This window comes from Paucibacter sp. B51, assembly GCF_027863535.1.
Taxonomy (GTDB): domain Bacteria; phylum Pseudomonadota; class Gammaproteobacteria; order Burkholderiales; family Burkholderiaceae_C; genus Paucibacter_A; species Paucibacter_A aquatilis.
Genome location: NZ_JAPIVN010000001.1, coordinates 2,884,193 through 2,906,693, shown reverse-complemented (window position 1 = coordinate 2,906,693; position 22,501 = coordinate 2,884,193). Strand labels below are relative to the sequence as shown.

Annotated in this window: 22 protein-coding genes and 2 tRNA genes; 5 read left to right on the top strand and 19 right to left on the bottom strand. The window is 65.6% G+C overall.

Annotation, left to right across the window (positions count from 1 at the left end):
• Window positions 1-34 precede the first annotated feature (34 nt).
• From OOB33_RS12435 to OOB33_RS12355, 17 genes are all read right to left on the bottom strand, one after another.
• On the bottom strand, window positions 35-1,255 hold the full coding sequence (locus OOB33_RS12435) for an NnrS family protein (protein WP_271008891.1): 1,221 nt from the start codon (window positions 1,253-1,255) through the stop codon (window positions 35-37).
• 24 nt (window positions 1,256-1,279) lie between these two features.
• Window positions 1,280-1,573, bottom strand: a complete 294-nt coding sequence (locus OOB33_RS12430) for a DUF2249 domain-containing protein (protein ID WP_271008890.1) — start codon at window positions 1,571-1,573, stop codon at window positions 1,280-1,282.
• 582 nt (window positions 1,574-2,155) lie between these two features.
• A tRNA-Lys gene (locus OOB33_RS12425) sits at window positions 2,156-2,231 on the bottom strand.
• Between the two features lie 183 nt (window positions 2,232-2,414).
• Window positions 2,415-2,490 (bottom strand) — tRNA-Lys (locus tag OOB33_RS12420).
• Between the two features lie 169 nt (window positions 2,491-2,659).
• Window positions 2,660-3,496 carry a tRNA threonylcarbamoyladenosine dehydratase gene (locus OOB33_RS12415; RefSeq protein WP_271008889.1) on the bottom strand — a complete coding sequence of 279 codons (837 nt, stop codon included), beginning with the start codon at window positions 3,494-3,496 and terminating at the stop codon, window positions 2,660-2,662.
• 160 nt (window positions 3,497-3,656) lie between these two features.
• Window positions 3,657-4,439, bottom strand: a complete 783-nt coding sequence (gene ybgF / locus OOB33_RS12410) for a tol-pal system protein YbgF (protein ID WP_102769923.1) — start codon at window positions 4,437-4,439, stop codon at window positions 3,657-3,659.
• A 1-nt stretch (window position 4,440) separates the two neighbouring features.
• Window positions 4,441-4,977, bottom strand: a complete 537-nt coding sequence (gene pal / locus OOB33_RS12405; RefSeq protein WP_102769922.1) for a peptidoglycan-associated lipoprotein Pal — start codon at window positions 4,975-4,977, stop codon at window positions 4,441-4,443.
• Between the two features lie 136 nt (window positions 4,978-5,113).
• Complete coding sequence (gene tolB / locus OOB33_RS12400; RefSeq protein ID WP_442953005.1) at window positions 5,114-6,403, bottom strand: Tol-Pal system beta propeller repeat protein TolB; 1,290 nt, start codon at window positions 6,401-6,403, stop codon at window positions 5,114-5,116.
• A 132-nt stretch (window positions 6,404-6,535) separates the two neighbouring features.
• Complete coding sequence (gene rng, locus OOB33_RS12395) at window positions 6,536-8,020, bottom strand: ribonuclease G (protein WP_102769920.1); 1,485 nt, start codon at window positions 8,018-8,020, stop codon at window positions 6,536-6,538.
• A 139-nt stretch (window positions 8,021-8,159) separates the two neighbouring features.
• Complete coding sequence (locus OOB33_RS12390) at window positions 8,160-8,771, bottom strand: Maf family protein (protein WP_271008888.1); 612 nt, start codon at window positions 8,769-8,771, stop codon at window positions 8,160-8,162.
• Complete coding sequence (rlmH, locus tag OOB33_RS12385) at window positions 8,768-9,235, bottom strand: 23S rRNA (pseudouridine(1915)-N(3))-methyltransferase RlmH (RefSeq protein WP_102769918.1); 468 nt, start codon at window positions 9,233-9,235, stop codon at window positions 8,768-8,770. The genes OOB33_RS12390 and rlmH overlap by 4 nt, the downstream gene beginning before the upstream one ends.
• A 30-nt stretch (window positions 9,236-9,265) precedes the next feature.
• Window positions 9,266-10,081: a ribosome silencing factor gene (gene rsfS, locus OOB33_RS12380; RefSeq protein ID WP_271008887.1), complete on the bottom strand. Its 816-nt coding sequence runs from the start codon at window positions 10,079-10,081 to the stop codon at window positions 9,266-9,268.
• 7 nt (window positions 10,082-10,088) lie between these two features.
• A complete protein-coding gene (nadD, locus tag OOB33_RS12375) occupies window positions 10,089-10,721 on the bottom strand; it encodes a nicotinate-nucleotide adenylyltransferase (RefSeq protein WP_243392899.1) in 633 nt (210 codons plus the stop codon).
• Window positions 10,712-11,677, bottom strand: a complete 966-nt coding sequence (gene hemF, locus OOB33_RS12370; protein WP_271008886.1) for an oxygen-dependent coproporphyrinogen oxidase — start codon at window positions 11,675-11,677, stop codon at window positions 10,712-10,714. The genes nadD and hemF overlap by 10 nt, the downstream gene beginning before the upstream one ends.
• The gene (locus OOB33_RS12365) at window positions 11,674-12,321 is read right to left on the bottom strand and encodes a 1-acyl-sn-glycerol-3-phosphate acyltransferase (RefSeq protein WP_271008885.1); all 648 of its coding nucleotides are present in this window, start codon (window positions 12,319-12,321) and stop codon (window positions 11,674-11,676) included. The genes hemF and OOB33_RS12365 overlap by 4 nt, the downstream gene beginning before the upstream one ends.
• Window positions 12,318-13,598 (bottom strand): phosphoribosylamine--glycine ligase, encoded by a 1,281-nt coding sequence (gene purD, locus OOB33_RS12360; RefSeq protein WP_102769913.1) that lies wholly within the window; start codon window positions 13,596-13,598, stop codon window positions 12,318-12,320. Before purD ends, OOB33_RS12365 begins: the two co-directional genes overlap by 4 nt.
• Before the next feature lie 78 nt (window positions 13,599-13,676).
• Window positions 13,677-14,402: a YebC/PmpR family DNA-binding transcriptional regulator gene (locus tag OOB33_RS12355; RefSeq protein ID WP_271010044.1), complete on the bottom strand. Its 726-nt coding sequence runs from the start codon at window positions 14,400-14,402 to the stop codon at window positions 13,677-13,679.
• A gap of 88 nt (window positions 14,403-14,490) precedes the next feature.
• Between OOB33_RS12355 and OOB33_RS12350 the strand changes: the two genes are divergently transcribed.
• From OOB33_RS12350 to OOB33_RS12335, 4 genes are all read left to right on the top strand, one after another.
• Entirely contained in the window at window positions 14,491-16,029 is a 1,539-nt protein-coding gene (locus OOB33_RS12350) for a helicase HerA-like domain-containing protein (protein ID WP_271008884.1), read from the top strand.
• Window positions 16,030-16,181: 152 nt separating this feature from the next.
• A complete protein-coding gene (locus OOB33_RS12345; RefSeq protein WP_271008883.1) occupies window positions 16,182-17,327 on the top strand; it encodes a sensor histidine kinase in 1,146 nt (381 codons plus the stop codon).
• Window positions 17,324-18,178 (top strand): LytR/AlgR family response regulator transcription factor, encoded by an 855-nt coding sequence (locus OOB33_RS12340; protein WP_271008882.1) that lies wholly within the window; start codon window positions 17,324-17,326, stop codon window positions 18,176-18,178. The genes OOB33_RS12345 and OOB33_RS12340 overlap by 4 nt, the downstream gene beginning before the upstream one ends.
• A 96-nt stretch (window positions 18,179-18,274) precedes the next feature.
• Window positions 18,275-20,089 (top strand): glutamine--tRNA ligase/YqeY domain fusion protein, encoded by a 1,815-nt coding sequence (locus OOB33_RS12335; RefSeq protein WP_271008881.1) that lies wholly within the window; start codon window positions 18,275-18,277, stop codon window positions 20,087-20,089.
• A 409-nt stretch (window positions 20,090-20,498) separates the two neighbouring features.
• Here the strand turns inward: OOB33_RS12335 and xdhC are convergent, their stop codons facing one another.
• Together xdhC and uraH are read right to left on the bottom strand one after the other, a co-directional pair.
• Window positions 20,499-21,335 carry a xanthine dehydrogenase accessory protein XdhC gene (xdhC, locus tag OOB33_RS12330; RefSeq protein ID WP_271008880.1) on the bottom strand — a complete coding sequence of 279 codons (837 nt, stop codon included), beginning with the start codon at window positions 21,333-21,335 and terminating at the stop codon, window positions 20,499-20,501.
• Window positions 21,336-21,356: 21 nt separating this feature from the next.
• Entirely contained in the window at window positions 21,357-21,713 is a 357-nt protein-coding gene (gene uraH / locus OOB33_RS12325) for a hydroxyisourate hydrolase (protein ID WP_102767634.1), read from the bottom strand.
• Window positions 21,714-21,813: 100 nt separating this feature from the next.
• On the opposite strand from uraH, the gene OOB33_RS12320 reads away from it, so the two are divergent.
• On the top strand, window positions 21,814-22,479 hold the full coding sequence (locus OOB33_RS12320; protein WP_271008879.1) for a GntR family transcriptional regulator: 666 nt from the start codon (window positions 21,814-21,816) through the stop codon (window positions 22,477-22,479).
• Window positions 22,480-22,501 lie beyond the last annotated feature (22 nt).

Sequence of the window (22,501 nt, the reverse complement as noted above, 5' to 3'; positions counted from 1 at the left end):
ATCCTTGTTGGTTTTCATGAACGGGTCCGCGTTCTCATCCGGGCAGCCCATCAACCCTGGGCCGCAGCAGCATGGGACCATAACGCCACAAATACAGGGCAAATGCCAAGGTCCAGCACAGGGCAGACAGCCAGACCGCCCATAGCAAGGCCGCCGGCAGCAGCAGTGGCAGAAACACCCGCAGCACAGCGGCCGCGAGCAAGGCCAGGTAGGCCGCCGTCCCCACCGGCCCAGCTTTCAGCGGCCGACCCGTGTGCCCGAGGGCCGTGCGCGTGATCATGCCCAGGGTCATCAGTCCGATCAGACCCACCGTCAGGGCATGGGTCGCAGAGGCCGCGGGCAGCCAACCCAGGGCCGCCGCTGCACGCAGAGCGAGGTGCAGTAAGAGCCAAGCGTAGGCCGCGTGCAGCACCCAGACCAAAGGGTTGCCCAGGGTCTTCCAAGGCTGCCAGAGCGCGAAGCGCAGGCTGTGCGCCAGCAAAGCCGGCAGCAGCGCCAGAAGCATCACCGGGCCACTCATGCCCATCGCGTCGCAGGCGGCCAGCAGCAGCAGCGCCGCCAATGCGACGCGCTCCAGGCGAGGCTCACGGCGCGCGTTCATGCCGGGCACACCATTGTTGGAGAACATGGGCAGCACACGGCCAGCCATGACGGCAATCATGAACAAGAGCAGATCGAGCGCCAGTGGCAAGCCCAGGCCTTGAAACGGTGCATCCGGAAGCTGAAGCGCAGCCCACAGGCCCAACTGCCCGAGATGCAAAGCAGCGGTGGCCAAGCCAAGGGCCAGCAGCAGGCCGACAAAGAAGTAATTCCGCCGGTTGCCGCCTGCGTGCAGGGCCCGCCACAAACCCCAAGCCGCCAGCCAAGGCACGGCCACATTGACCGCCAGAGAGGCCCACAACCAAGGTGTCAGCACCAGCACGCGGGCGAGCACCCAGAGCGCCGCCAGCGCCATCAAAGGGCGGCCCGTCGGCGTGGCCCGCCCCGACCAGTTTCGACCGGCCGTGAACAAAAAACCGATCACGATGGCCAGGGCATAGCCGAACACCATCTCATGGGCATGCCAGGCTGAACCGCGCAAGCCTCCACTGACCAGCAAGCCGCTGAATTGCAGCGCCCACAAAGGCACGGACAACATGGCCAGCAAGGCTGCCAACAGATAAAACGGCCGAAAGCCCAGATCCCAGAGCGCCAACCCCTGGCCGGACCTGTGCCGCCGAGGCGGCTCCTGCAACTGAACGAACACAGTGCCCATCCTGCTCTCCTCCTGCCGCTTCGCTCAGCGGGCGCCGCTGCAGCAGCCGCAGCAACTTTGAGCCGCCGGGCGCCGACCGATACGAAGACGCCATTGCGTCGGACCAGCCTCCAAAACCTCCCAATCGAACTGAGCGGGCCACAAGGACTGGAACTGCTGCTTCAAGGGCAGAGGTTCATGGTCAGCGTGCAATTCGAACCAAGCCCCAATCGGCAAGCTTTCGAAGCGCTGAAAGATCAGGCCATGGCGCTGCGCGGGGGGAATCAGACGCACATCAATGACGGGGGGCACGGCACAGGTGGGGGAGTCGATGTTCATAAGCGACCTCCGATAAGATGCATTTACAATGCATCTATTATCCTACCATCCGCACCCAAAAGCAATATTTAAAATGAATCTTATTGGAGGCCTGCTTCTCGCTTCACTGCATGATGTGGGCGACCGCCGATTCCATGGACACCAACCTTAGCTCGATGAGCTTGCTCGAACAGCAGGGTCGGCCAACCTAGTTTGTAGGGACCAACCAAAGTTCGATGAACTGACTCAAACTGAACCAGGCCGCAATGGCCAAATGTTGAATGCTGTCTGAATCGAACCGGAGCGATTCGAGCCGCCACCAAGGATCAACCGAGCCAGGACTGCATCGCCCGTTGGCGACCAACACCGACAGGACAAATCGGAATTTTCACCATCGGGCATCTTTGACTTTGGGGGCGACGTTGGCTAGCCCGCTGATCGGGCTGTAAGTGTCCAGAGCCTGGGGTCTCGAAGCACGAGCGCAATGAGCGTCAAGAAGCACTGCAATCCATCAAATACTGGCACCAGACTGGCACCAGCACCCGGACGAAAAAAAGCACCTAGTGCCGCTTGGCGCTAAGTGCTTGATTTCATTCTTAATTTTGGTGGGCCCTGAGTGACTCGAACACTCGACCTACGGATTAAGAGTCCGCTGCTCTACCAACTGAGCTAAGAGCCCCACGCTTTGTTTGTCTTGCTTGGCGTTAATTTCTTAACAACCTTGCAAGCCTTGCAGTATAGCATCTATTTTTGCGATTCCCACTGTTTTGATGAAAATCTTAAAAATTTCCGCTTTCAGCTTTTTCGCACTTTTTAATCGATGGTCAGCGCCTGAGCGCTTCAACCTTCGCAAATCAAAAGATGGTGGGTCGTGCGGGACTCGAACCTGCGACCTACGGATTAAAAGTCCGCTGCTCTACCAACTGAGCTAACGACCCATCAAGCGAAGCCCATCATTATAGCCAGGAATTTTTGGCCTTCGCAAGAGCTTTGAACGACTTTCTTGAAGGCTCCAAAAAACCTTCGAAGGCATGTCTCAACTGCGTGCCAAAGACTGACGCGGCGAAGGCAATCCGGGAGCCCTGCCGGACAGCCCAACAACGCCGCTCAGCGGACTTTGCGTGCCAAGGTGGCCTGAATCAAATCAGCGGCCGCCGCCATGCCGAAACTGGCCGTGACAGCCACGCTGGAGCCGTAGCCGTGGCAGTTCAGCGTACCGTCCACATCACAGAGCTCGGCACCTTCGCCTTCGGCCGCGGGGCGGTGCACCGCTTCGCGCGAAAATACGCAGCGCACGCCCAGCTTGCCCTGACGCGGCGCGCCATGCTCCTTGCGCAAGCGCTGGCGCAGCGAGGCGAGCAAGGGGTCGTGCGTGGTCTCGGACAAATCTTCGATGCTGAGCCGGTGCGGCTCGCGTTTGCCGCCGGCGGCGCCCACGGTCACGAAAGGCAGCTGGCGTGCTCGCGCCCAAGCAGCCAGACAGGCTTTGGCGCGCACCTGATCGCAGGCGTCGATCAGGCCGTCCAGCTGTGCTTCCTGCTCCGGCCCGCCCAGCAGGGACGGCCAGTTGCCTGGCTCCACAAAGTCTTCGATCACCCGAACCTGGCACTCCGGATGGATGTCCTGGATGCGCTGGCGCAGCGCTTCGGCCTTGGCCATGCCCACGGTCGAACCCAGGGCCTGGATCTGACGGTTGATATTGGATTCCGAGACCTGATCCAGGTCGATCAGCGTGAGGCCGGCCACGCCCGAGCGAGCCAGCGCCTCCACGGCCCAGGAGCCCACCCCGCCCAGCCCGACCACGGCCAGATGCAGGCCACGCAGGCGCTGGTAATCGGCCGCACCGTAGAGGCGACGCAGGCCGCCAAAACGGCGTTCGCTGTCGGGCGGGAAATCGGATGTGAAGTTTGGCGCGGTGCCCAGGTTCAGCGGCGTGTCATCCATGGGGAAAGGTCAGACGCGCGGGCGCCCCTGTGAAGAGTGAAAGGCAGGCTTTGGATTTTAGGTCGGCAAAAGAAAAGAGGCCCTGCAAGCAGGGCCTCTGGATATCGTCACCACGGCACGCATCCAGCCAAGGCTGAGAAGCGACTGCCCGCGCGAACGGTCAGGACTTGAGCGAGGCCAGGCGCTCCTTGCCAGCTTGCGCAGCTTCGGTGCCCGGGTAGGCCTTGAGCAGGTCTTCCAGGCTGCGGCGTGCGCCCTTCACATCCTTGAGCTCGATCTGGCAGTTGGCCAGGGCCAGCAGTGCCTCACCGGCGCGCGGATGCTCGGGGTTGCCCGAGATGAAGGCCTTGAAGCTGGCGATGGCGTCCTTGTAGTCACGCTTGCCGTACTGGGCATTGCCCAGCCAGAAGCGCACCGAATCACTGTAGCCGCTGGCCGGGTAACGGCGCGCAAAATTGTTCAGCGCGCTGGTGGCCTCAGCGAAATCACCGCGACGCACCAAACCCATGGCTGCCTCGTACTGCCGGCGCTCCTCAGGCTCGACCTGAAACTCGCGCCCGTCGAGCGCCACCTTCTGGGGCTCCATTGGCTTCAGACGCGAATCAAAAGCCTGCAGCTGGTCGTTGAGCTTGCGCTGGGTCTCGGACAGATCACGTGCCAGTTGCTCGTTCTGACCACGCAACTTCGCGATCTCAGAGCGCAGGCCGTCGATCTGGCTGTTCAGATCAAGCATGCTGCGGCGCAACGGGCCCAGTTGCTCCTGCACCAGCGCGCTCAGCTGCTCGGCGCGCTGACGCTGGGCGTCCTCGCTTTGCTGCAGCTTGGCGCGCAGGTCGAGAATGGCCTTGCGGGCATCCTCGTCTTCAAACAAGCCAGCCCGTGCCGGCTGGCTCAAGGCCAGAGCCAGCAACAGGCAGAACGGCAGCAGCCGCGGCAGCTTCATCTCACTTGTCCTTCAGCTCGACGCGACGGTTCTTGGACCAAGCAGCTTCGTCGCTGCCTTGAGCGGCAGGGCGCTCCTTGCCGAAGCTCACGGCCTCGACCTGGTTGGCAGCCACGCCCAGCAGGCTCAGGGACTTGGCCACGGCTTCGGCACGCTTTTGGCCCAGGGCCAGGTTGTACTCACGGCCGCCGCGCTCGTCGGTGTGGCCTTCCAGGCTCAGGGCAATCTTGCGGTCGTTGTTCAGACGCTTGGCGTGGGCATCGACCAGGCCGCGGTACTCGTCCTTGACGACATAGCTGTCCAGGTCGAAATACACCACGCGCTGGTTGGCCACAGCGGCCGTCAGCTGAGCACCCAGGTCCACGGTCTGGACCTTGGACTCGGCCATGGGCTTGGCATTGGCAGCCGGGTTGGTCGTCGCGGCTTGCGTGACCGGACGGGTTTCCACCGGTGCCGGCTCGTCCAGCTTCACTGCAGTGCTGCAGCCTGCCAGAGCGGCAGCGGCCACGAGGGACAGAGCAAAACGCGTCATCTTCATGAAAAGCACTCCTGTTTCGTTTTCGAGGTTCAAGCTCGGATCAAAGTAAAGCCAGCCACCCGTCTGGACGGCGGATTGACAAACGCGAATTGTCATACAGCTTTGCCATCTTTCGATCTGCAGAACTGCAAAGAAATCAACGACCGAAGGGTCCCCAGGTCGGCTCTCGCACATCGGCAAGCGAAGAAATCAGTTTCGCCTTGATGCGACCGTCCAGCGTGCTGGTCATCAGCACATCACGGCCGCCCGAACGGGTGGCATAGACGATCAGGCGGCCGTTGGGCGAGAAGCTCGGGCTTTCGTCATCGCTGCCATCGCTGATCTGCTGTACCACGCCCGAGGCGAGGTCCATCACGGAGATGCGGAACTGGCTGCCGTTCAAGCGAGTGACGAAAGCCATGCTGCGGCCATCCGGGCTGACCGAGGGGCTGATGTTGTAGTTGCCGCTGAAGGTGACCCGCTCGGGCGAGCCGCCGCCCACCGCCACGCGGTAAATCTGCGGGCTGCCGCCCCGGTCGCTGACGAAGTAGATCGAGCGGCCATCGGGTGCAAACACCGGCTCGGTGTCGATGGCCGAGCTCTGCGTCAGGCGGCGCACACCGCTGCCATCACGGTTCATCACGAAGAGCTGGGAGCCGCCTTCGCGCGACAAAGTCATCACCACCGATTCGCCATCGGGCGAAAAGGCCGGTGCACTGTTGCTGCCGCGGAAATCGGCCAGCTTGCGGCGGCGGCCGGTCTGCAGATCCTGCACCCAGACCACGGCCTTGCGGGTCTCGAAGGACACATACGCCAGCTCGCGGCCATTGGGCGACCAGGCCGGCGAGATGATGGGCTCGGGGCTGGCCAGGGCGACCTGACCGCCTTCACCGTCGGCATCGGTGATGCGCAGGCTGTAGCGGCCGCCGGCACGGGTGACGTAGGCCATGCGGGTGGCGAACACGCCGCGCTCGCCGGTCAGCTTTTGGTAGATGGTGTCGGCGATGCGGTGGGCGGCCAAACGGACATCTTCAGCGGTGACGGCATGGGCTTCGCCGCCCAGATCGGCGCCCTTGACCACATCCCAGAGCTTGTAGCGCAGGTCGAAGCGGCCATCAGCCAGGCGGCTGACCGAACCGGCGGCCAGGGCATCGGCCTGCTTGCCGCGCCACTCGCTCCAGTTCGGCGCGCTGCCTTCGAACAGGCCCGGCGCGGCATCGATGATCTTGAACTGGCCGCTGCGCTCCAGGTCGGCGCGGATGATGGCGGCCACGGCCTGGCCGCTGGCCGACTCGTCACGGAAATCGGGCAGGGCGATGGGCAGCTGCGAACCGCCGACACCGGAGATTTCCACCCGGAACTGGGCCAGGGCAGGCCCCGCCAGCATGGCGGCAGAGGCTGCGGCCGCCTGCTGCAAAAGGACACGACGCGAAAACAGATCGGACATGGAAGCGCTCATGGAGAACAAGTCATGGGCCCAGGGCACAAGCCGAGGGCGATAACGGTGATTTTGCCTGAGGGCGCCGGAGCCGAAGCGCAGCATGGGCGATGTAGCGCCTGACGGCACGGGCAGCACCGCTCAGAGCAGCACGATGTCGTAATGCTCGGTCTGGTTGGTCGGCTCGGCGGTCAGCGAGATCGGCTTGCCGATGAAATCCGACAGGCCGGCCAGATGCTGGCTCTCTTCATCGAGCAGCATCTCCACCACATTGGCGGCGGCCACGACGCGGAACTCCTTGGGCGAAAACTGGCGCGCCTCGCGCAGGATCTCGCGCATGATGTCGTAGCACACCGTGCGCGCGGTCTTGACCTGGCCGCGGCCTTCGCAGGTCGGGCAGGGTTCGCAGAGCATGCGCGAGAGCGACTCACGGGTGCGCTTGCGCGTCATCTCGACCAGGCCCAGCTGGGTGAAGCCGCCCAGGGTGACCTTGGTGCGGTCGCGGCTGAGCTGCTTGCGGAACTCGGTCAGCACCGCCGACTTGTGCTCTTCGCGCGTCATGTCGATGAAGTCGACGATGATGATGCCGCCCAGATTGCGCAGGCGCAGCTGGCGCGCGATGGCGCCGGCCGCTTCGAGATTGGTCTTGAAAATGGTGTCGTCGAAATTGCGCGCGCCGACAAAACCGCCGGTGTTCACATCGACCGTGGTCATGGCCTCGGTCTGGTCAAAGATCAGATAACCGCCCGACTTCAGATCGACGCGACGGGCCAGCGCGCGGCTCAGCTCGGCATCGATGTTGTTGAGGTCGAAGATGGGCCGCTCACCGCGGTAATGCTCGAGCTTGGCCGTGGCCGCCGGCATGAAGGTCTCGCCAAAGGCATGCAGCACGTCGTACTGCAGCTTGGAGTCGATGCGGATGGAGCCGGTGCGCTCGCTGGTCAGGTCGCGCAGCACCCGCTCGACCAGACTCAAATCCTGGTGCAGCAAGGTTCCTGGCGGGGAATTGAAGGCGCGCTCGCGGATGGCGGCCCAGGCCTTGCGCAGATAGGCAATGTCCGAGGCCAGCTCCTCGTCGCTGGCATCCTCGGCATTGGTGCGCAGGATGAAGCCGCCACCCCCGCCCTCCTCCGGCTTGCCGACCAGGGCTTGCATGCGCGCGCGCAATTGCTCGCGCGCCTCGTGCGAGCCGATCTTTTGCGAAATGCCGATGTGATCGTCCTGCGGCAGGAACACCAGCATGCGCCCGGCGATGCTGATCTGGCTGGACAGGCGCGCACCCTTGGTGCCGATCGGGTCCTTGATGACCTGCACGGTCAAGGTCTGACCCTCGAAGACCAGGCGCTCGATCGGCGTGGCCACGCCGGCCTCGCCGTGATGGTTGCGCCCGGCCTGGGTGCCGGTCAGATGAAGATCGGCGACATGCAAAAAGGCCGCGCGCTCCAGACCGATGTCGATGAAGGCCGATTGCATGCCCGGCAGAACCCGGGCCACCTTGCCCGAGTAGACATTGCCCACCAGGCCCCGCTCCAGCGTGCGCTCGACATGGAGCTCTTGCACCGAACCGTTTTCCACCACGGCCACGCGCGTCTCTTGCGGCGACCAGTTGATCAGGATGTCTTCCATGGCGTCTCGTCTCAATCCTCGAATGCTGTCGCAAATGCTCTTGCAAGTGCTGTTGCATGAGGGCCGTGAAACGTTCGGGCCTTCATGCAACAAGACTCGTCTTGTGGTCGTCGGCGCCGCGGCTCGCGGGGAGCGAACTTCAGAAGCGCCAGCCCCAGGCGCTCAGCAATTGCGCGGTCTCAAACAGGGGCAGACCCATGATGCCTGAATAGCTGCCCTCGATGCGCGAAATCCAGGCCGCCGCCTGGCTTTGTATCGCATACGCGCCCGCCTTGCCGAAGGGCTCGCCGCTGTCCACATAGCGGCGCAGGGCGTCCTCGCCGACCTGCGCGAACTCGACTTCGGAGACATTGAGCGCCGCCTTCCGCCGCCCAGCCTGCCCCACCGCCACGGCCGTGATCACGCGGTGGCGGCGCCCGGCCAGCAGGCGCAAGGTGCGCAGCGCGTCCTCCGCATCGGCTGGCTTGCCGAGGATCTGCTGGTCCACCGCCACCGTGGTGTCGGAGCACAGCACCGGGGCTTCGGGCAGGTCGCGTGCAGCGCGGCGCAGGAGCGCAGCATCGAGCTTGGCCTGGGTCACTCGCGCCACATAGGCTTCGGGCACCTCACCGGGCCAGACGGCCTCCAGGGCCTCGGCGTCTTCCTCGGGACCGGGCAACAAGAGCTCATGGCGAACGCCGAGCTGCTCCAGCAGCTGACGGCGGCGCGGGCTTTGCGAGGCCAGATAGATGAAAGGGCTGGGGCTGCTCATTCGCGGTGGTAGGGGTGGCCGGTCATGACGGTCCAGGCACGGTACAAGCCTTCGGCCAGCAGGACGCGGGCAAATGCATGGGGCAGGGTCAGGTCGGACAGGCGCAGGGTTTCATCGGCCGTGGCCTTGAGGTCCGGGTGCAGGCCATCGGGGCCGCCGATGAAGAGAGCCGCATCGCGGCCCTCGCCCATCCAGAGCTGCATGCGCTCGGCCAGCTGCTTGCTGGTGCGGCGCTCGCCACGCTCGTCGAGGATGATGCGGCGCACGCCCTTGGGGCAGGCCGCCTCCAGGCGCTGCGCTTCGGCCGCCATCAGCTGCTCGGCCGTTTTGCTGCCCCGGGTTTCGGCCTTGACGACCTTGAGCTCCAGGCGCATCTCGGGCGGAAAGCGCTTGGCAAAGTCCTCATACGCGGTATCCGCCCAGGCCGGCTGACGCTGGCCCACGGCGATCAAGAACAAACGCATCGTTCAGTCGGACTCAGGTCTCAGTCTCGATCACGCGCTCTTCTTGGCTGCGGCCTTCTTGGCCACCGGCTTGGCTGCCGGCTTGGCGGCAACCTTTTTGGCGGCGGCCTTCACCGCTGGCTTGGCAGCCGACTTGGTGGTGGTCTTGCTGGCTGCCGTCTTGACCGAAGCCTTCTTCACACCCACGGTCTTGGTCGCGACCTTCTTGGCCGCGGGCTTCTTGGCGGCCGGCTTGGTGGCGCCCACCTTGATGGTCTTGGCGGCCGGCGTCTTGGCATCGACCTCGCGGCTGCTGGCGCTCTTCTTGGCCGGGGCCTTCTTTGCGGCGACCTTCTTGGCCGCGGGCTTGGCTTCAGCAGCAGCAGCAGCCTTCTTGCTCACGCCCGGTTTGCCCGGCAGCGAGGGCTTGACGGCGGCTTTCTTCTTGGCCGCAGTCTTTTTGACCGGTGCCGCGTCATCCTCGTCTTCTTCTTCCGAGGCCTTGACCAGTTTGGTCTTGCCATCGTTCAGCGCCAGCTTGACCGGCTTGCCGCCCCAGATTTCTTCCAGGTGGTAGTAGTCGCGGATGGCCGGCTGCATCACGTGGACAACGGCCGCGCCGCAGTCGACGATGATCCATTCGCCGTTCTCTTCGCCTTCGCAGCGCAGCACATCCATGCCGCGCTCCTTGACTGTCACGCGCACGCTGGAAGCCAGGGCCTTGGTCTGCCGATTGCTGGTGCCGGACGCGATGATCACGCGTTCGAACAGGGGCGACAGGTGCTCTGTGTTGAAGACCACGATGTTCTGGGCCTTCACATCTTCCAAACCATCGACGATGGCGCGTTGCAGCTTACGAATGTCCATTCAGTACCTACTCACTGTAAAGACGGTGCTGGGCAATATACCCCGCGACCGCGTCGCCCACCAAGGGGCGGATGTCCTCGCCACGCGAGGCCAGCTCGCGCACTTGGGTTGATGAAACCTGCATCGCTGGCAGGGCCAGTTTCAGCAAGGAATGGGGCTCCTTCTGCACTTCGGCAGAACCCCGAACTTCTTGACCGGCCCGTGCCGCCACCGCCAGCGTCACCCGCTGCAGCAACTCGCGCCACTCGCGCCAGCTGTGCAGGCGCTCGTACTGGTCTTGGCCGATGACGAGGAACAAGTCCTCGTCCGGATGTGCGGCCTGACGGGCCCGCACGGTGTCGATGGTGTAGCTGGCGCCGTCGCGCTCCAGCTCGCTGTCGTCGATGGCAAAACGCGACTCACCCGCCAGCATCAGCGCCACCATGGCACGCCGATGCTCGGGCGAAGCCAAGCCGCGCCCGGTCTTCTGCCAGGGCCGACCGGCAGGCAGCCACAGCAAGCGATCGAGGCCCAGTTGCTCCAGCGCACAACGGGCCAGGGCCAGGTGGGCCACATGCACCGGGTCGAACGAGCCCCCGAACAAGCCGACCCGTGCCCGGCGCATGCCGGGTGGAGCCGACAGGGCGGGGTCTAGAGCCATAGATGCGTGGCCGGCTCATGCGCCCAGTCGCGCGGGCGCAGGAAATCGCTGTACAGCCGGGCCTCCTGCGTGCCCGCTTCCGGCGTCCACTGATAGCGCCATTTGACGATGGGCGGCATGGACATCAGGATGGACTCGGTGCGCCCCCCCGACTGCAGGCCGAACAAGGTGCCGCGGTCGAAGACCAGATTGAATTCGACGTAACGTCCGCGCCGGTAGGCCTGGAAATCCCGCTCACGCTCGCCGTAGGCATAGCCCTGGCGGCGTTCGACGATGGGCAGGTAGGCCGGCAGGAAGGCATCGCCCACCGAGCGCATCAAGGCGAACGCTGCCTCGAAGCCGCCCTCGCCATGGTCATCAAAAAAGATGCCGCCGATGCCGCGCGGCTCGTTGCGGTGCTTGAGGAAGAAGTACTCGTCGCACCACTGCTTGAAGTGCGGGTAGAGCTGCTCGCCATGCGGCTGCAGGGCTGCCTCGCAGCTGCGATGGAAATGCTGGGCATCGCGCTCGAAGCCGTAATACGGCGTCAGGTCCATGCCGCCGCCAAACCAGACCACAGGTTCCTGGCCCTCGGGGAAGGCCGCAAACATGCGCACATTCATGTGCACCGTCGGCACAAAGGGGTTGTGCGGGTGCATGACCAGGGAGACGCCCATGGCCTCGAAGGGCGCGCCGGCCAGCTCGGGCCGATGCTGGGTGGCCGAGGGAGGCAAGACCCGGCCCCGCACATGCGAGAAATTGCAGCCGCCGCGCTCGAAGACCGCGCCGCCCTCGATCAATCGCGACAGGCCGTCGCCCTCCAGGCGGCTGCCCGGCTCGCGCGTCCAACCGTCGCTGACGAAGGGGTTGCCATCCACCGCCTGCAAGGCCTTGATGATGCGGTCCTGCAGATCGAGCAGGTAGTCGCGAACCCGCTGGGTGTCGAGGGCGGCGGCGAGGCTGGTGGGAGTGCTCATGTCTTGGTGTTCATCCGGATCGGACTGGCCAGGTGGTGGCGCTTGCCGCGATAAGGGGCGAAATGCTCGGCCATCAAGGCCAGATCGGCCTCGACATCACCGCTCAGGCGCACGAAGCGATTGAGCGCAATGGTACGGGTGGCGAAATCAAACGTGGCCAGGCCCACCGGCGCACCGGCTTGCAGCGCCACTTGGTAGGCACCGGAGCGCCAGCCCTGGGCCAGCGAGCGCGTGCCCTCCGGCGCCGCGGCCAGCCAGAACATCTGGCCCGCGCGCGCCGCCGCCTGCATCTGTGCGGCCGTGTCGCCCACCAAGCCATGACGGTTGCTGCGATCCACGGCCACCCCGCCCAAGCTACGAACCCAGCGGCCGAACAAGGGCACCTTGAACAAGCTGTCCTTGGCCCAGAAACGCAGTCGCACGCCCAGCGCCGCCTTGCCCAGCAGGCCGAGGATGAAATCCCAGTTGGAGGTGTGGGGGTAGACCAGGATCACGCCTTGCTGACCCGGCAGCCCCGGGAAATCAAGCTTCCACCCCGCCAGCGCCAGCAAGCCACGCGCCAGCCGGCTGCCCTGCGGCTGCACCGGCATGGGGCCGCTGATCCACTGCGGCACGGAGGGCCGCTGGGCCGCGTCTGCGCTCAACGTTTCACCGCGCGATGGCCGATGTCCTGGCGGTACTGCTTGCCATCGAACTGGATCTTGACCAGGGCCTCGTAGGCCGCCTGCTGCGCCGTGCGCACCGACTCACCCAGGGCCGTGACGCAGAGCACGCGGCCGCCCGAGGTCTGCAGCTTGCCTTCGACTTCGGCGGTGCCGGCATGGAAGACCATGACGTTTTCGGCGTCGGCCGGCAGGCCGCTGATGGCATCGCCCTTGCGTGGAGTGAGCGGATAGCCGTGGGCAGCCACCACCACGCCCAGCGCCACACGGCGGTCCCATTGCAGCTCGACCTGGTCCAGCGTGCCATCGGTGGCGTGCAGCAGCACCTCGAGCAGATCGCTCTTCAGCCGCATCATGATGGGCTGGGTTTCCGGGTCGCCCATGCGGGTGTTGAACTCGACCGTGCGCGGCTGGCCATGCTCGTCGATCATCAGGCCGGCGTAGAGGAAGCCGGTGAACGGAATGCCGTCGCGAGCCATGCCCTGGATGGTGGGCATGATGATTTCGTGCATGGCCTTGGCGTGGACATTGGGCGTCACGACCGGGGCGGGCGAGTAAGCGCCCATGCCGCCGGTGTTCGGGCCTTCGTCGCCGTCCAGCAGGCGCTTGTGGTCCTGGCTGGTGGCCAGGGAGACGACGTTCTTGCCGTCGCAGAGCACGATGAAGCTGGCTTCCTCGCCCTGCAAGAATTGCTCAATGACGACGCGCGCGCCGCCCTCGTTGTGCACCACGCCCAGCTTGTTGTCCGCCAGGATCCAGTCGATGGCCTCGTGCGCCTGCTCCAGCGTCATGGCCACGACCACGCCCTTGCCGGCAGCCAGGCCGTCGGCCTTGATGACGATGGGCGCGCCTTGTGCGTCCACATAAGCATGAGCCGCCGCGGCATCGCTGAAGGTCTCGTAAGCCGCGGTGGGAATGCCGTGGCGCTTCATGAAGTCCTTGGCGAAAGCCTTGGACGATTCCAGCTGCGCGGCCGCCTTGGTCGGGCCAAAGATGCGCAGGCCACGGGCGCGGAACTCGTCCACCACGCCCGCGGCCAGGAAAGCCTCGGGGCCGACCACGGTCAGGGCGATCTTCTGCTCCTCGGCGAAGTCGGCCAGCGCCTTCACGTCGGTGATGGGCACATTCTTCAGCCGCGCATCGCGGGCCGTGCCGCCGTTGCCGGGCGCCACAAAGACCTGGCTCACGCGTTCCGCCTGCGCCAGCTTCCATGCCAGCGCATGTTCGCGCCCGCCATTGCCCAGTACCAAGACCTTCATTCGATGACTTCCATTCGCTGCTTGAGCGTTGTGTTTGCTAGCTGACGGCGCATGCCGGAGCGGATCGCGCGGGCCGACTCAGGCCTCGATCGCGGCGTTGTGATAGACGGCCTGGACATCATCCAGGTCTTCAATCACATCGAGCAGCTTTTGCATGCGAGCCGCATCATCGCCGGTGAGGGTGATGGTGTTCTCGGCACGCATGGTCACTTCGGCCATCTCGGGCACCAGGCCGGCGGCTTCCAGCGCATTCTTCACCGCTTCGAACTCGGTCGGCGGGGTCAGCACCTCGATGGCGCCGTCTTCGTCGGTCACCACATCGTCGGCGCCGGATTCCAGCGCCACTTCCATGATCTTGTCTTCCGAGCTGCCCGGGGCAAAGATCAGCTGGCCGCAGTGCTTGAACTGGAAGGACACCGAACCGTCCGTACCCATATTGCCGCCGTACTTGCTGAAAGCGTGGCGCACCTCGGCCACCGTGCGGACCTTGTTGTCCGTCATGGTGTCGATCATCACGGCCGCGCCGCCGATGCCATAGCCTTCGTAGCGGATTTCCTCGTAGCTGATGCCGTCGAGGTTGCCGCTGGCCTTGTCAATGTTGTACTTGATGCGGTCGGCCGGCATATTGGCGGCCTTGGCTTTTTCCACCGCCAGACGCAGGCGGGGGTTGTCCTTGACGTCCGGGCCGCCCTGGCGCGCGGCGACCGTGATTTCACGAATGATGCGGGTCCAGATCTTGCCGCGCTTCTCGTCCTGGCGGCCTTTGCGATGCTGAATATTGGCCCATTTGGAATGACCAGCCATATGGCTCTGCTCCTGCTGGATGCGCCGGGCGCGCACCCTCATTTGAGTTGGATAGACTGCGATTTTAGCTTTGCCACCCGGACACCCCATGCCTGACCCGATTCTGCTGGCCCGCCGCGACGCGATCGAGTGCTTTTTGCTGCCCGCCCTGGCCAACCGCCACGGCCTGATCACGGGCGCCACCGGCACCGGCAAGACCATCAGCTTGCAGACCCTGGCCGAGAACCTCAGCCGCATCGGCGTGCCTGTCTTCATGGCCGATGTGAAGGGCGACCTGACCGGCATCTCGCAGGCGGGCAGCCTCTCGCCCAAGCTGCAGGCGGTGCTGAAAGAGCGCGGCCTGGAAGCCCCCGCTCCCCTCGCCTGCCCGACCACGCTGTGGGATGTGTTCGGCAAGCAAGGCCACCCGGTGCGCGCCACCGTGTCAGACATGGGCCCGCTCTTGCTCTCGCGCATGCTGGACCTGAACGAGACCCAGCAAGGCGTGCTGCAGATGGTGTTCAAGATCGCCGACGACGCCGGCCTGCTGCTGCTCGACCTCAAGGACTTGCGCGCCATGCTCCAGCATGTGGGCGAGAACGCGGCGCAGTACACCACCGAGTACGGCAATGTCTCGGCCGCCAGCGTCGGCGCCATCCAGCGTGGCCTCTTGCAGATCGAGGCCCAGGGTGGCGACCAGTTCTTCGGCGAGCCCATGCTCAATATCGCTGACCTGATCCAGCAGGACCGAGGCCTGGGTGTGATCAACATCCTGGCCGCCGACCAGCTGATGACCGCCCCGCGTCTCTACGCCAGCTTTCTGCTCTGGATGCTGTCCGAGTTGTTCGAAAGCCTGCCCGAGGTGGGCGACCTGGACAAACCCAAGCTGGTGTTCTTCTTTGACGAGGCCCACCTGCTGTTCAAGGACGCGCCGGCCACCCTGGTCGAGCGCATCGAGCTGGTGGTGCGCCTGGTGCGCTCCAAGGGCGTGGGCGTCTACTTCGTGACCCAGAACCCGCTGGACATCCCCGATGCCGTGCTGGGCCAGCTCGGCAACCGAGTGCAGCATGCCCTGCGCGCCTTCACCCCGCGCGACCAAAAGGCCGTCAAGGCCGCGGCCGAAACCATGCGGGCCAATGCCGGCCTGGATGTGGCGTCAGCCATCACCGAGCTGGGCGTGGGCGAGGCCCTGGTCAGCCTGCTGGACGAGAAAGGCCGGCCCAGCGTGACCGAGCGCGTCTTCATCCTGCCCCCGGGCAGCCAGATCGGCCCGATCACGCCCGAGCAGCGCCAGGCCTTGCTGAAGAGCTCGCTGGTGGCCGGCGTCTACGAGCAGGCGGTGGACCGTGAATCGGCCTACGAAAAGCTGCGCGGCCGGGCACCCGCGGCGGGTGCGTCCGCGCCGGCTCCAGCGGGCGGCGGCGTGGCCAGCGACAGTGCGGACGAGGGCGGCCTGCTCGGCGGCCTCAAGGACGTGCTCTTCGGCAGCACCGGCCCGCGCGGCGGCCGACGCGAAGGCCTGGCCGAGACGGCGGCCAAGTCGGCCCTGCGCAGCATCGGCTCCTCGGTCGGGCGCGAGATCGTGCGCGGCGTGCTGGGCAGTCTGCTGGGTGGCAGCGGCGGCAAGAGCAGCAGCCGGCGCCGCTGAAAACCTCAGGCCGGTGCGCGCCTGGCGCCCGTCGGCTTCATTTCGCGCCGTCCAGGCGCGGGCGGTCGCGTCGTGCTGGCCGACGCATGGGCCTGCCGCCACACTTCAGCCGCTACACCTTGGCCGTCTTCCCCTAGCCCGCACTCCCCGCCATGCCCTCTCCCGCCTCCATGAACTGGCCCCAGATCCTCCTGCGTCAGGCCTTGATCATCGCCGGCATCACGCTCTTCATGGGTCTGCTGCTGACCGTGCAAACCCCGGACCCCTTAGGCCGCAACTGGGATCGCACCCAGAGGCAGTGGTTGTACTGTTTCCTGATCACCGTGGGTTGCTCCCTGATGATCCAGTTGCTGGCCAGAGCCAGCACGGCACTGATCAATCTGCGACGCACGCGGAGAGGTCAGGACACCTTGCCTTGGCCGGGTTGGCCGCTGTCACTTGTCTGCCTGGTGCTGGGCACCTTGCTCGGCTACTCGCTGGCCGTGGAGCTGGGCAACAGCTTGACGGGAGAGAAAGTGCTGGGGCCGTTGCGCTCCGATTTACGTTCCACCCTGGGCATGCTGGGCATGTCCCTGCTTCCAGGTCTGGCGCTGACGATCTATTTCGTCGGTCGGGGTCAGGTCGAAGCTGCCCGCAACCAAGCCCTGAACGCCGAGCGCCTGGCCGCCGAGAACCAGCTGCGCCTGCTCGAATCGCAGCTGGAGCCTCACATGCTGTTCAACACCCTGGCCAATCTGAGGGTGCTGATCGGCATGGATGCGGCCCGGGCGCAAAGCATGCTGGACCACCTGATCGCCTTCCTGCGCGCCACGCTGAACGCCTCGCGCAGCGGCAGCCACCCGCTGCGCGAGGAGTTCGCCCGCCTGCGTGACTATCTGGCCTTGATGCAGGTGCGCATGGGCAGCCGCTTGCAGCCCCAGCTGGATCTGCCGGCTGAGCTGACCGAACTGCCGGTGCCGCCGCTGCTGCTGCAGCCCTTGGTGGAAAACGCCATCAAACATGGGCTGGAGCCGGCCATTGCCGGCGGCCTGTTGCGCATCAGCGCGCGTCAGGAGAACGGACAGCTGATCCTGGAGGTGCTGGACCACGGGGTCGGCCTGTCGGTCGCCAATCCTGCCACCGAGGCCGAGAGCACCCGCTTCGGGCTGCACCAGGTGCGCGCTCGACTGGCCACGCAGTTCGGCCCTGCCGCGGGTCTGAGTCTGCTCAAGCTGGACGCCCCAGCGCATGGCACCCTGGCTCACATCCATCTGCCTTTGACCTCTCTGACAAGACCTGACCCTGACACTGCGCCATGAACCTGCCCGCTTGTACCGCCCTGATTGCCGAAGACGAGATCCTGCTGGCCGAGAGCCTGCGCCAGGAGCTGCGCCGGCTCTGGCCGGCACTGGACATCGTGGCCATGGCCGGCCACGGCCAGGAGGCCGTCGACCAGGCCTTGCGCCTGCGCCCCGACATCTGCTTTCTGGACATACGAATGCCGGGCCTGAGCGGCCTGGAGGCCGCCGCAGCGCTGGCCGAGGACTGGCCCAGCGAAGGCGCCCCCTTCCCGCTGCTGGTCTTCGTCACGGCCTATGACCAGTACGCCTTGCAAGCGTTCGAGCACGCGGCCGTGGACTATGTGCTCAAGCCTGTGCAGGCGGAACGACTGGCTCAGACCTGCGAGCGTTTGCGCAAGGCCTTGCTGGCCCGGCAGGCTGAGCAGCCGGCGCCAGCCTTGTTGCAGAGCGCAGTGGATCAGCTGCGCCAGCTGCTGGGTACGAGCGCCTTGTCGGCCAGCGGACCGGCGCACGGCGTCGGTGTCAGCCCCAGCGGCCGGCCCGAGCCGCTGCGCCTGCTGCAAGTCAGCGTCGGATCGACCATCCAGATGGTGCCGGTGGACGAGGTGCTGTACTTCGAAGCGGCCGACAAATACGTGCGGGTGCTGACACGGCAGAAAGAACATCTGGTACGCATCTCCCTGCGCGAGCTGCTGCCGCAGCTGGACGGCCAGCGCTTCTGGCAGGTGCACCGCAGCGTGGTCGTGCGCGCCGACGCCATCGATCGTGCGGTGCGCGACGAGAGCGGCCGCCTCACTTTGCATCTGCATGGCAGCCCCGACACGCTGACCGTCAGCCGCCTGTACGCACCCCTTTTCAAGGGCATGTGAGCCCGGGCCGATAAAATCGCCGCCAAGTCGATTTTGAACAAGGCATTTCGCCTTCACCGCATTCCAATCCCGCCCTGCACGGCCGGCTGAAACCCCATGTCCCACACCCACGACGCTGCCAAAGACGAAGCCAAGAACGAGGCCGCCAAGCCCGGCAACAATTTCCTGCGCACCATCATCGAGCGCGACCTGGCACAGCAAGAAGGCCAGCCCCAGCGTCACTTTGCCGGCACCCCGGGCGATGCGGCCCACCATGCGGCCGGCCCGCTGGATCCGGCCAAGATCCGCACCCGTTTCCCGCCCGAGCCGAACGGCTATCTGCACATCGGCCATGCCAAGAGCATCTGCCTGAACTTCGGCCTGGCGCGCGATTACGGCGGCATCTGCCATCTGCGTTTCGACGACACCAACCCCGAGAAGGAAGAGCAGGAGTATGTGGACGCCATCAAGGAGATGGTGTCCTGGCTGGGCTGGGACTGGAACCAGGGCGGTACCTCGCACCTGTTCTATGCCAGCAATTATTTTGACTTCATGTACCGCGCCGCCGAGCACCTGATCAGCGCCGGCCTGGCCTATGTGGACGAACAGACGCCGGAAGAGATGCGCGCCAACCGCGGTGACTTCGGCACCCCGGGCGTCAACAGCCCCTTCCGCGACCTGGGCGTGGAGCACCACCTGAACCGCTTCCGCGAGATGCGCGACGGCAAGCACCCCGATGGCGCGATGGTGCTGCGGGCCAAGATCGACATGGCCAGCCCCAATATCAATCTGCGCGACCCGGCGCTCTACCGCATCCGCCGCGCCACCCACCACAACACCGGCGACCAGTGGTGCATCTACCCGATGTACACCTTCGCTCACCCGATCGAAGACGCGCTCGAGCGCATCAGCCACTCGATCTGCACCCTGGAGTTCGAAGACCAGCGCCCCTTCTACGACTGGCTGCTCGGCCATCTGGCCGACGGTGGCCTGCTCGAGCGCCCGCTGCCGCACCAGTACGAGTTCGGCCGTCTGAACCTCAGCTATGTGGTCACCTCCAAGCGCAAGCTGCGCCAGCTGGTCGACGAAGGCCATGTGGCCGGCTGGGACGACCCGCGCATGCCCACCCTGGTCGGCATGCGCCGCCGCGGCTACACGCCGGAGAGCGTGCGCGCCATGGTGGAAGCGACCGGCGTGACCAAGAGCAATGCCTGGCTGGACTACAGCGTGCTGGATGGCTGCCTGCGCAGCGATCTAGAAGGCAAGGCCGCGCGCGCCATGGCCGTGCTCGACCCGGTGCAGCTCAAACTGACGAATTACGCGGACATCTTCGGCAGCATGGAACACCGCGAACCCTGCAGCGCGCCCGCCCACCCGCACCTGCCCGAGCTGGGCCAGCGCAGCTTCAGCCTCGGCCCGGCCCTGTGGATCGAGCGCGAAGACTTCATGGAAGTGCCGAGCAAGGGCTACCACCGCCTGTACCCCGGCAACAAGGCGCGCCTCAAGGCCGGCTACATCATCGAATGCACCGGCTGTGAGAAGAACGAAGCCGGTGAGATCACCGCCGTGCTGGCCACCATCGTGCCTGACACCAAGAGCGGCACGCCGGGCGCTGACGCCGTCAAGGTCAAGGGCGTGATCACCTGGGTGGGCGCGCACGAAGCCATCGCGGCCGAGCTGCGCCTCTACGACCGCCTCTTCACCGAAGCCCAACCCGACGCCGGCGGCCGTGACTTCCTTGAAGTCATCAACCCGAGCAGCCTCAAGGTCGTGACCGGCTACCTGGAGCCCTCGCTCGCGGGCGCCATCGCCGATGTGAAGGTCCAATTCGAACGCCACGGCTACTTCGTCGCCGATCGCGTCGACCACCGCAGCGACAAGCCTGTCTTCAACAAGATCACCGGCTTGCGCGACAACTGGGGCGCGAAGTAAACAAGGCTTGAAGCGGCGGCTTGCGGCACAGCGCAAGCCTTGGGCTTGTTGTTGATCGGGCCGACTGGGCATTCTGCTCCGTTCATGCCCCCCGCCCCCCAGCCTGCGGCTGGGGGGTCCTCATTCACTTCACTTCGCAGAGCACCCAGCCGTCCCGATCCAGCAAGGCCTTGCCCCTTCGACGAAGACGCCGACCGGTTGAACTGACAAGAGGTGTCGGGTGAGTGCTGAAGCGAAGTTAAGGAGGAGGGCCGCGCGAAGCGCGGGCCGGGGGACTGAGCCCGGACTCCAACAGTCCTGAGGACTGTTGGAGTCCGGCGAAGGGCTGGGCCGCTGGCCCAGCCATGAGCGGAAGCACTCGCCCGGCGACCCTTGGCACAAGCCCGATCTGAGCGCCCGCTCAGTGCCGTCAGCCGCCGCTCTGCTGCAACAGCAACTGCGCCACCACCGCCACCGCGATCACTTCCGGCTGCTTGCCCTGGATGCCGGCCAGGCCGATAGGGCAGCGCACCTGGGCCAGTTCGGCCTCGCTACAACCCCGCGCCAGCAGGCGCTGGCGGAAGCTCGCCCATTTGCTGGCACTGCCGATCAGGCCGATGAAGGGCAGATCGCCGCGCTCGCGCTGGCGCGCCAGACAGGCGGCGACGATGTCCAGATCCTCGGCATGGCTGAAGCTCATGATCAGCACCTGCGAGCCCGGAGCAAGACCTGGCACCGCCGCCTGCACCGGCTGCGAATGCTCGGCCAGATGGACCTGCGCCGCCAGCTCGGGCGGGAAGACCTCGTCGCGGCTGTCCAGCCATTGCAGCTCAAAGGGCAGATCGATCAAGAGCTTGACGATGGCCCGGCCGACATGGCCGCCGCCGAACAAGGCCACCGGCTGGCGCGCCTCGGGCGCCAACAGCCGAGCGCGCAGGCCGGCGATGTCTGCCGGCCCCAGGCGCTCGAAGCGCAGTTGCACCACGCCACCGCAGCATTGACCCAGGCTGGGGCCCAGGGCATAGCGGCGCAGAACGCCGCCCGGCTCGGGTCCATTCGCAGCCAGCAAAGCCCGCGCTTCAGCACTGGCGTCAAACTCCAAGCGGCCGCCGCCAATGCTGCCAATCTGCCCGCCGGCACTGAGGGCCATCCAGGCGCCCAACTCGCGCGGCCCACTGCCCTGCACGTCGGCCACGCGCACCAGCACCGCAGGCTGCCGCGTCAACAGCAATTCCAGCGCGGCGATCTCGCGGCTCAATGCACTCATGTCGATGGAATCCCGACCCGCTCAGCTGCCACGGTAGGTGGAATAGCTCCAGGGGCTGAGCAGCAGCGGCACGTGATAGTGCGAGCCCGCATCGGCAATTCCGAAATCCAGAGGCACTTCATCCAGAAAGGCCGGCTCCGGCAAGGCAACGGCGCGTGACTTGAAGTAAGCCGCCGCCGCAAACACCAGGCGGTAGCGGCCGGGCTGAAAGGCCTCACCCTCCAACAGCGGCGCCGGGGCGCGGCCATCGGCATTCAACGTCAGGCTGTGGAGCAGCTGCGGGCTGCCGCTGGCGTCCATGCGGTAGAGGCGCACGGCCATGCCGGCAGCCGGGCTGCCGTGCATGGTGTCCAGCACATGGGTGGTGAGCTTGCCCATCTAGGTCTCTCTTGGTGTGACTGAAGGCAAAGTGTATACACTTCGGCACACAATGCGAGCCAAAGCCCCGCCCCCTGCCCTTTCAAGCCCAGCAGCCGATATGGAACCGGCTTCGAGCACCGAGCGCATCACGGCCGCCATCACCGCAGCCATCGTCGAGCGCCGCCTGATGCCGGGCACCAAGCTGGCCGAGCAGAAGCTGGCGGACATTTTTTCCGTTTCTCGCACCCTGGTGCGGCAGGCCCTGAATCAGCTCAGCCGCGACCGCCTGGTGACGCTGACGCCGGCGCGCGGCGCCTTTGTGGCCGAGCCCAGCGTCGAGGAAGCGCGCCAGGTCTTCGAGGTGCGGCGCATGCTGGAATCCAGCCTGCTGGCTCAGCTGGTGGAGCGGATCACGCCAGTCCAACTCGCCGAGCTGCGCCAGCATCTCAAGGCCGAGGCCCAGGCCATCGCCCGCACCGATGTGCCCGGCCGCACCCGCCTTCTGGCTGACTTTCACCGCCTGCTGGCGCGCATGCAGGGCAATGAGGTGCTGGCGCAGCTGCTCGGAGACTTGCTCTCGCGCAGCTCGCTGATCTCGCTGATGTACCAAAGCGACCACTCGGCCGCCGAGTCGCATGCCGAGCATGTGGCCCTGGTCGACGCGCTGGAAGCGCACGACAAGCGCGCGGTGCAAAAGCTGCTGCGCGATCACCTGGGCCATGTGGAAACCAGCCTGCGCCTGCAGCCGCGCGTGGCCGACCTGGCCCAGGCCCTGAAATCCTGAGCCCCACTCATCTGGAGCACCA

What these genes read in the sequence shown, in the direction of transcription:
- OOB33_RS12435 (WP_271008891.1), bottom strand. Translation starts at nt 1,255, where the DNA reads ATGGGCACTGTGTTCGTTCAGTTGCAGGAGCCGCCTCGGCGGCACAGG.
- OOB33_RS12430 (WP_271008890.1), bottom strand. Translation starts at nt 1,573, where the DNA reads ATGAACATCGACTCCCCCACCTGTGCCGTGCCCCCCGTCATTGATGTG.
- OOB33_RS12415 (WP_271008889.1), bottom strand. Translation starts at nt 3,496, where the DNA reads ATGGATGACACGCCGCTGAACCTGGGCACCGCGCCAAACTTCACATCC.
- ybgF (WP_102769923.1), bottom strand. Translation starts at nt 4,439, where the DNA reads ATGAAGCTGCCGCGGCTGCTGCCGTTCTGCCTGTTGCTGGCTCTGGCC.
- pal (WP_102769922.1), bottom strand. Translation starts at nt 4,977, where the DNA reads ATGAAGATGACGCGTTTTGCTCTGTCCCTCGTGGCCGCTGCCGCTCTG.
- tolB (WP_442953005.1), bottom strand. Translation starts at nt 6,403, where the DNA reads ATGTCCGATCTGTTTTCGCGTCGTGTCCTTTTGCAGCAGGCGGCCGCA.
- rng (WP_102769920.1), bottom strand. Translation starts at nt 8,020, where the DNA reads ATGGAAGACATCCTGATCAACTGGTCGCCGCAAGAGACGCGCGTGGCC.
- OOB33_RS12390 (WP_271008888.1), bottom strand. Translation starts at nt 8,771, where the DNA reads ATGAGCAGCCCCAGCCCTTTCATCTATCTGGCCTCGCAAAGCCCGCGC.
- rlmH (WP_102769918.1), bottom strand. Translation starts at nt 9,235, where the DNA reads ATGCGTTTGTTCTTGATCGCCGTGGGCCAGCGTCAGCCGGCCTGGGCG.
- rsfS (WP_271008887.1), bottom strand. Translation starts at nt 10,081, where the DNA reads ATGGACATTCGTAAGCTGCAACGCGCCATCGTCGATGGTTTGGAAGAT.
- nadD (WP_243392899.1), bottom strand. Translation starts at nt 10,721, where the DNA reads ATGGCTCTAGACCCCGCCCTGTCGGCTCCACCCGGCATGCGCCGGGCA.
- hemF (WP_271008886.1), bottom strand. Translation starts at nt 11,677, where the DNA reads ATGAGCACTCCCACCAGCCTCGCCGCCGCCCTCGACACCCAGCGGGTT.
- purD (WP_102769913.1), bottom strand. Translation starts at nt 13,598, where the DNA reads ATGAAGGTCTTGGTACTGGGCAATGGCGGGCGCGAACATGCGCTGGCA.
- OOB33_RS12355 (WP_271010044.1), bottom strand. Translation starts at nt 14,402, where the DNA reads ATGGCTGGTCATTCCAAATGGGCCAATATTCAGCATCGCAAAGGCCGC.
- OOB33_RS12350 (WP_271008884.1), top strand. Translation starts at nt 14,491, where the DNA reads ATGCCTGACCCGATTCTGCTGGCCCGCCGCGACGCGATCGAGTGCTTT.
- OOB33_RS12345 (WP_271008883.1), top strand. Translation starts at nt 16,182, where the DNA reads ATGCCCTCTCCCGCCTCCATGAACTGGCCCCAGATCCTCCTGCGTCAG.
- OOB33_RS12340 (WP_271008882.1), top strand. Translation starts at nt 17,324, where the DNA reads ATGAACCTGCCCGCTTGTACCGCCCTGATTGCCGAAGACGAGATCCTG.
- OOB33_RS12335 (WP_271008881.1), top strand. Translation starts at nt 18,275, where the DNA reads ATGTCCCACACCCACGACGCTGCCAAAGACGAAGCCAAGAACGAGGCC.
- xdhC (WP_271008880.1), bottom strand. Translation starts at nt 21,335, where the DNA reads ATGAGTGCATTGAGCCGCGAGATCGCCGCGCTGGAATTGCTGTTGACG.
- uraH (WP_102767634.1), bottom strand. Translation starts at nt 21,713, where the DNA reads ATGGGCAAGCTCACCACCCATGTGCTGGACACCATGCACGGCAGCCCG.
- OOB33_RS12320 (WP_271008879.1), top strand. Translation starts at nt 21,814, where the DNA reads ATGGAACCGGCTTCGAGCACCGAGCGCATCACGGCCGCCATCACCGCA.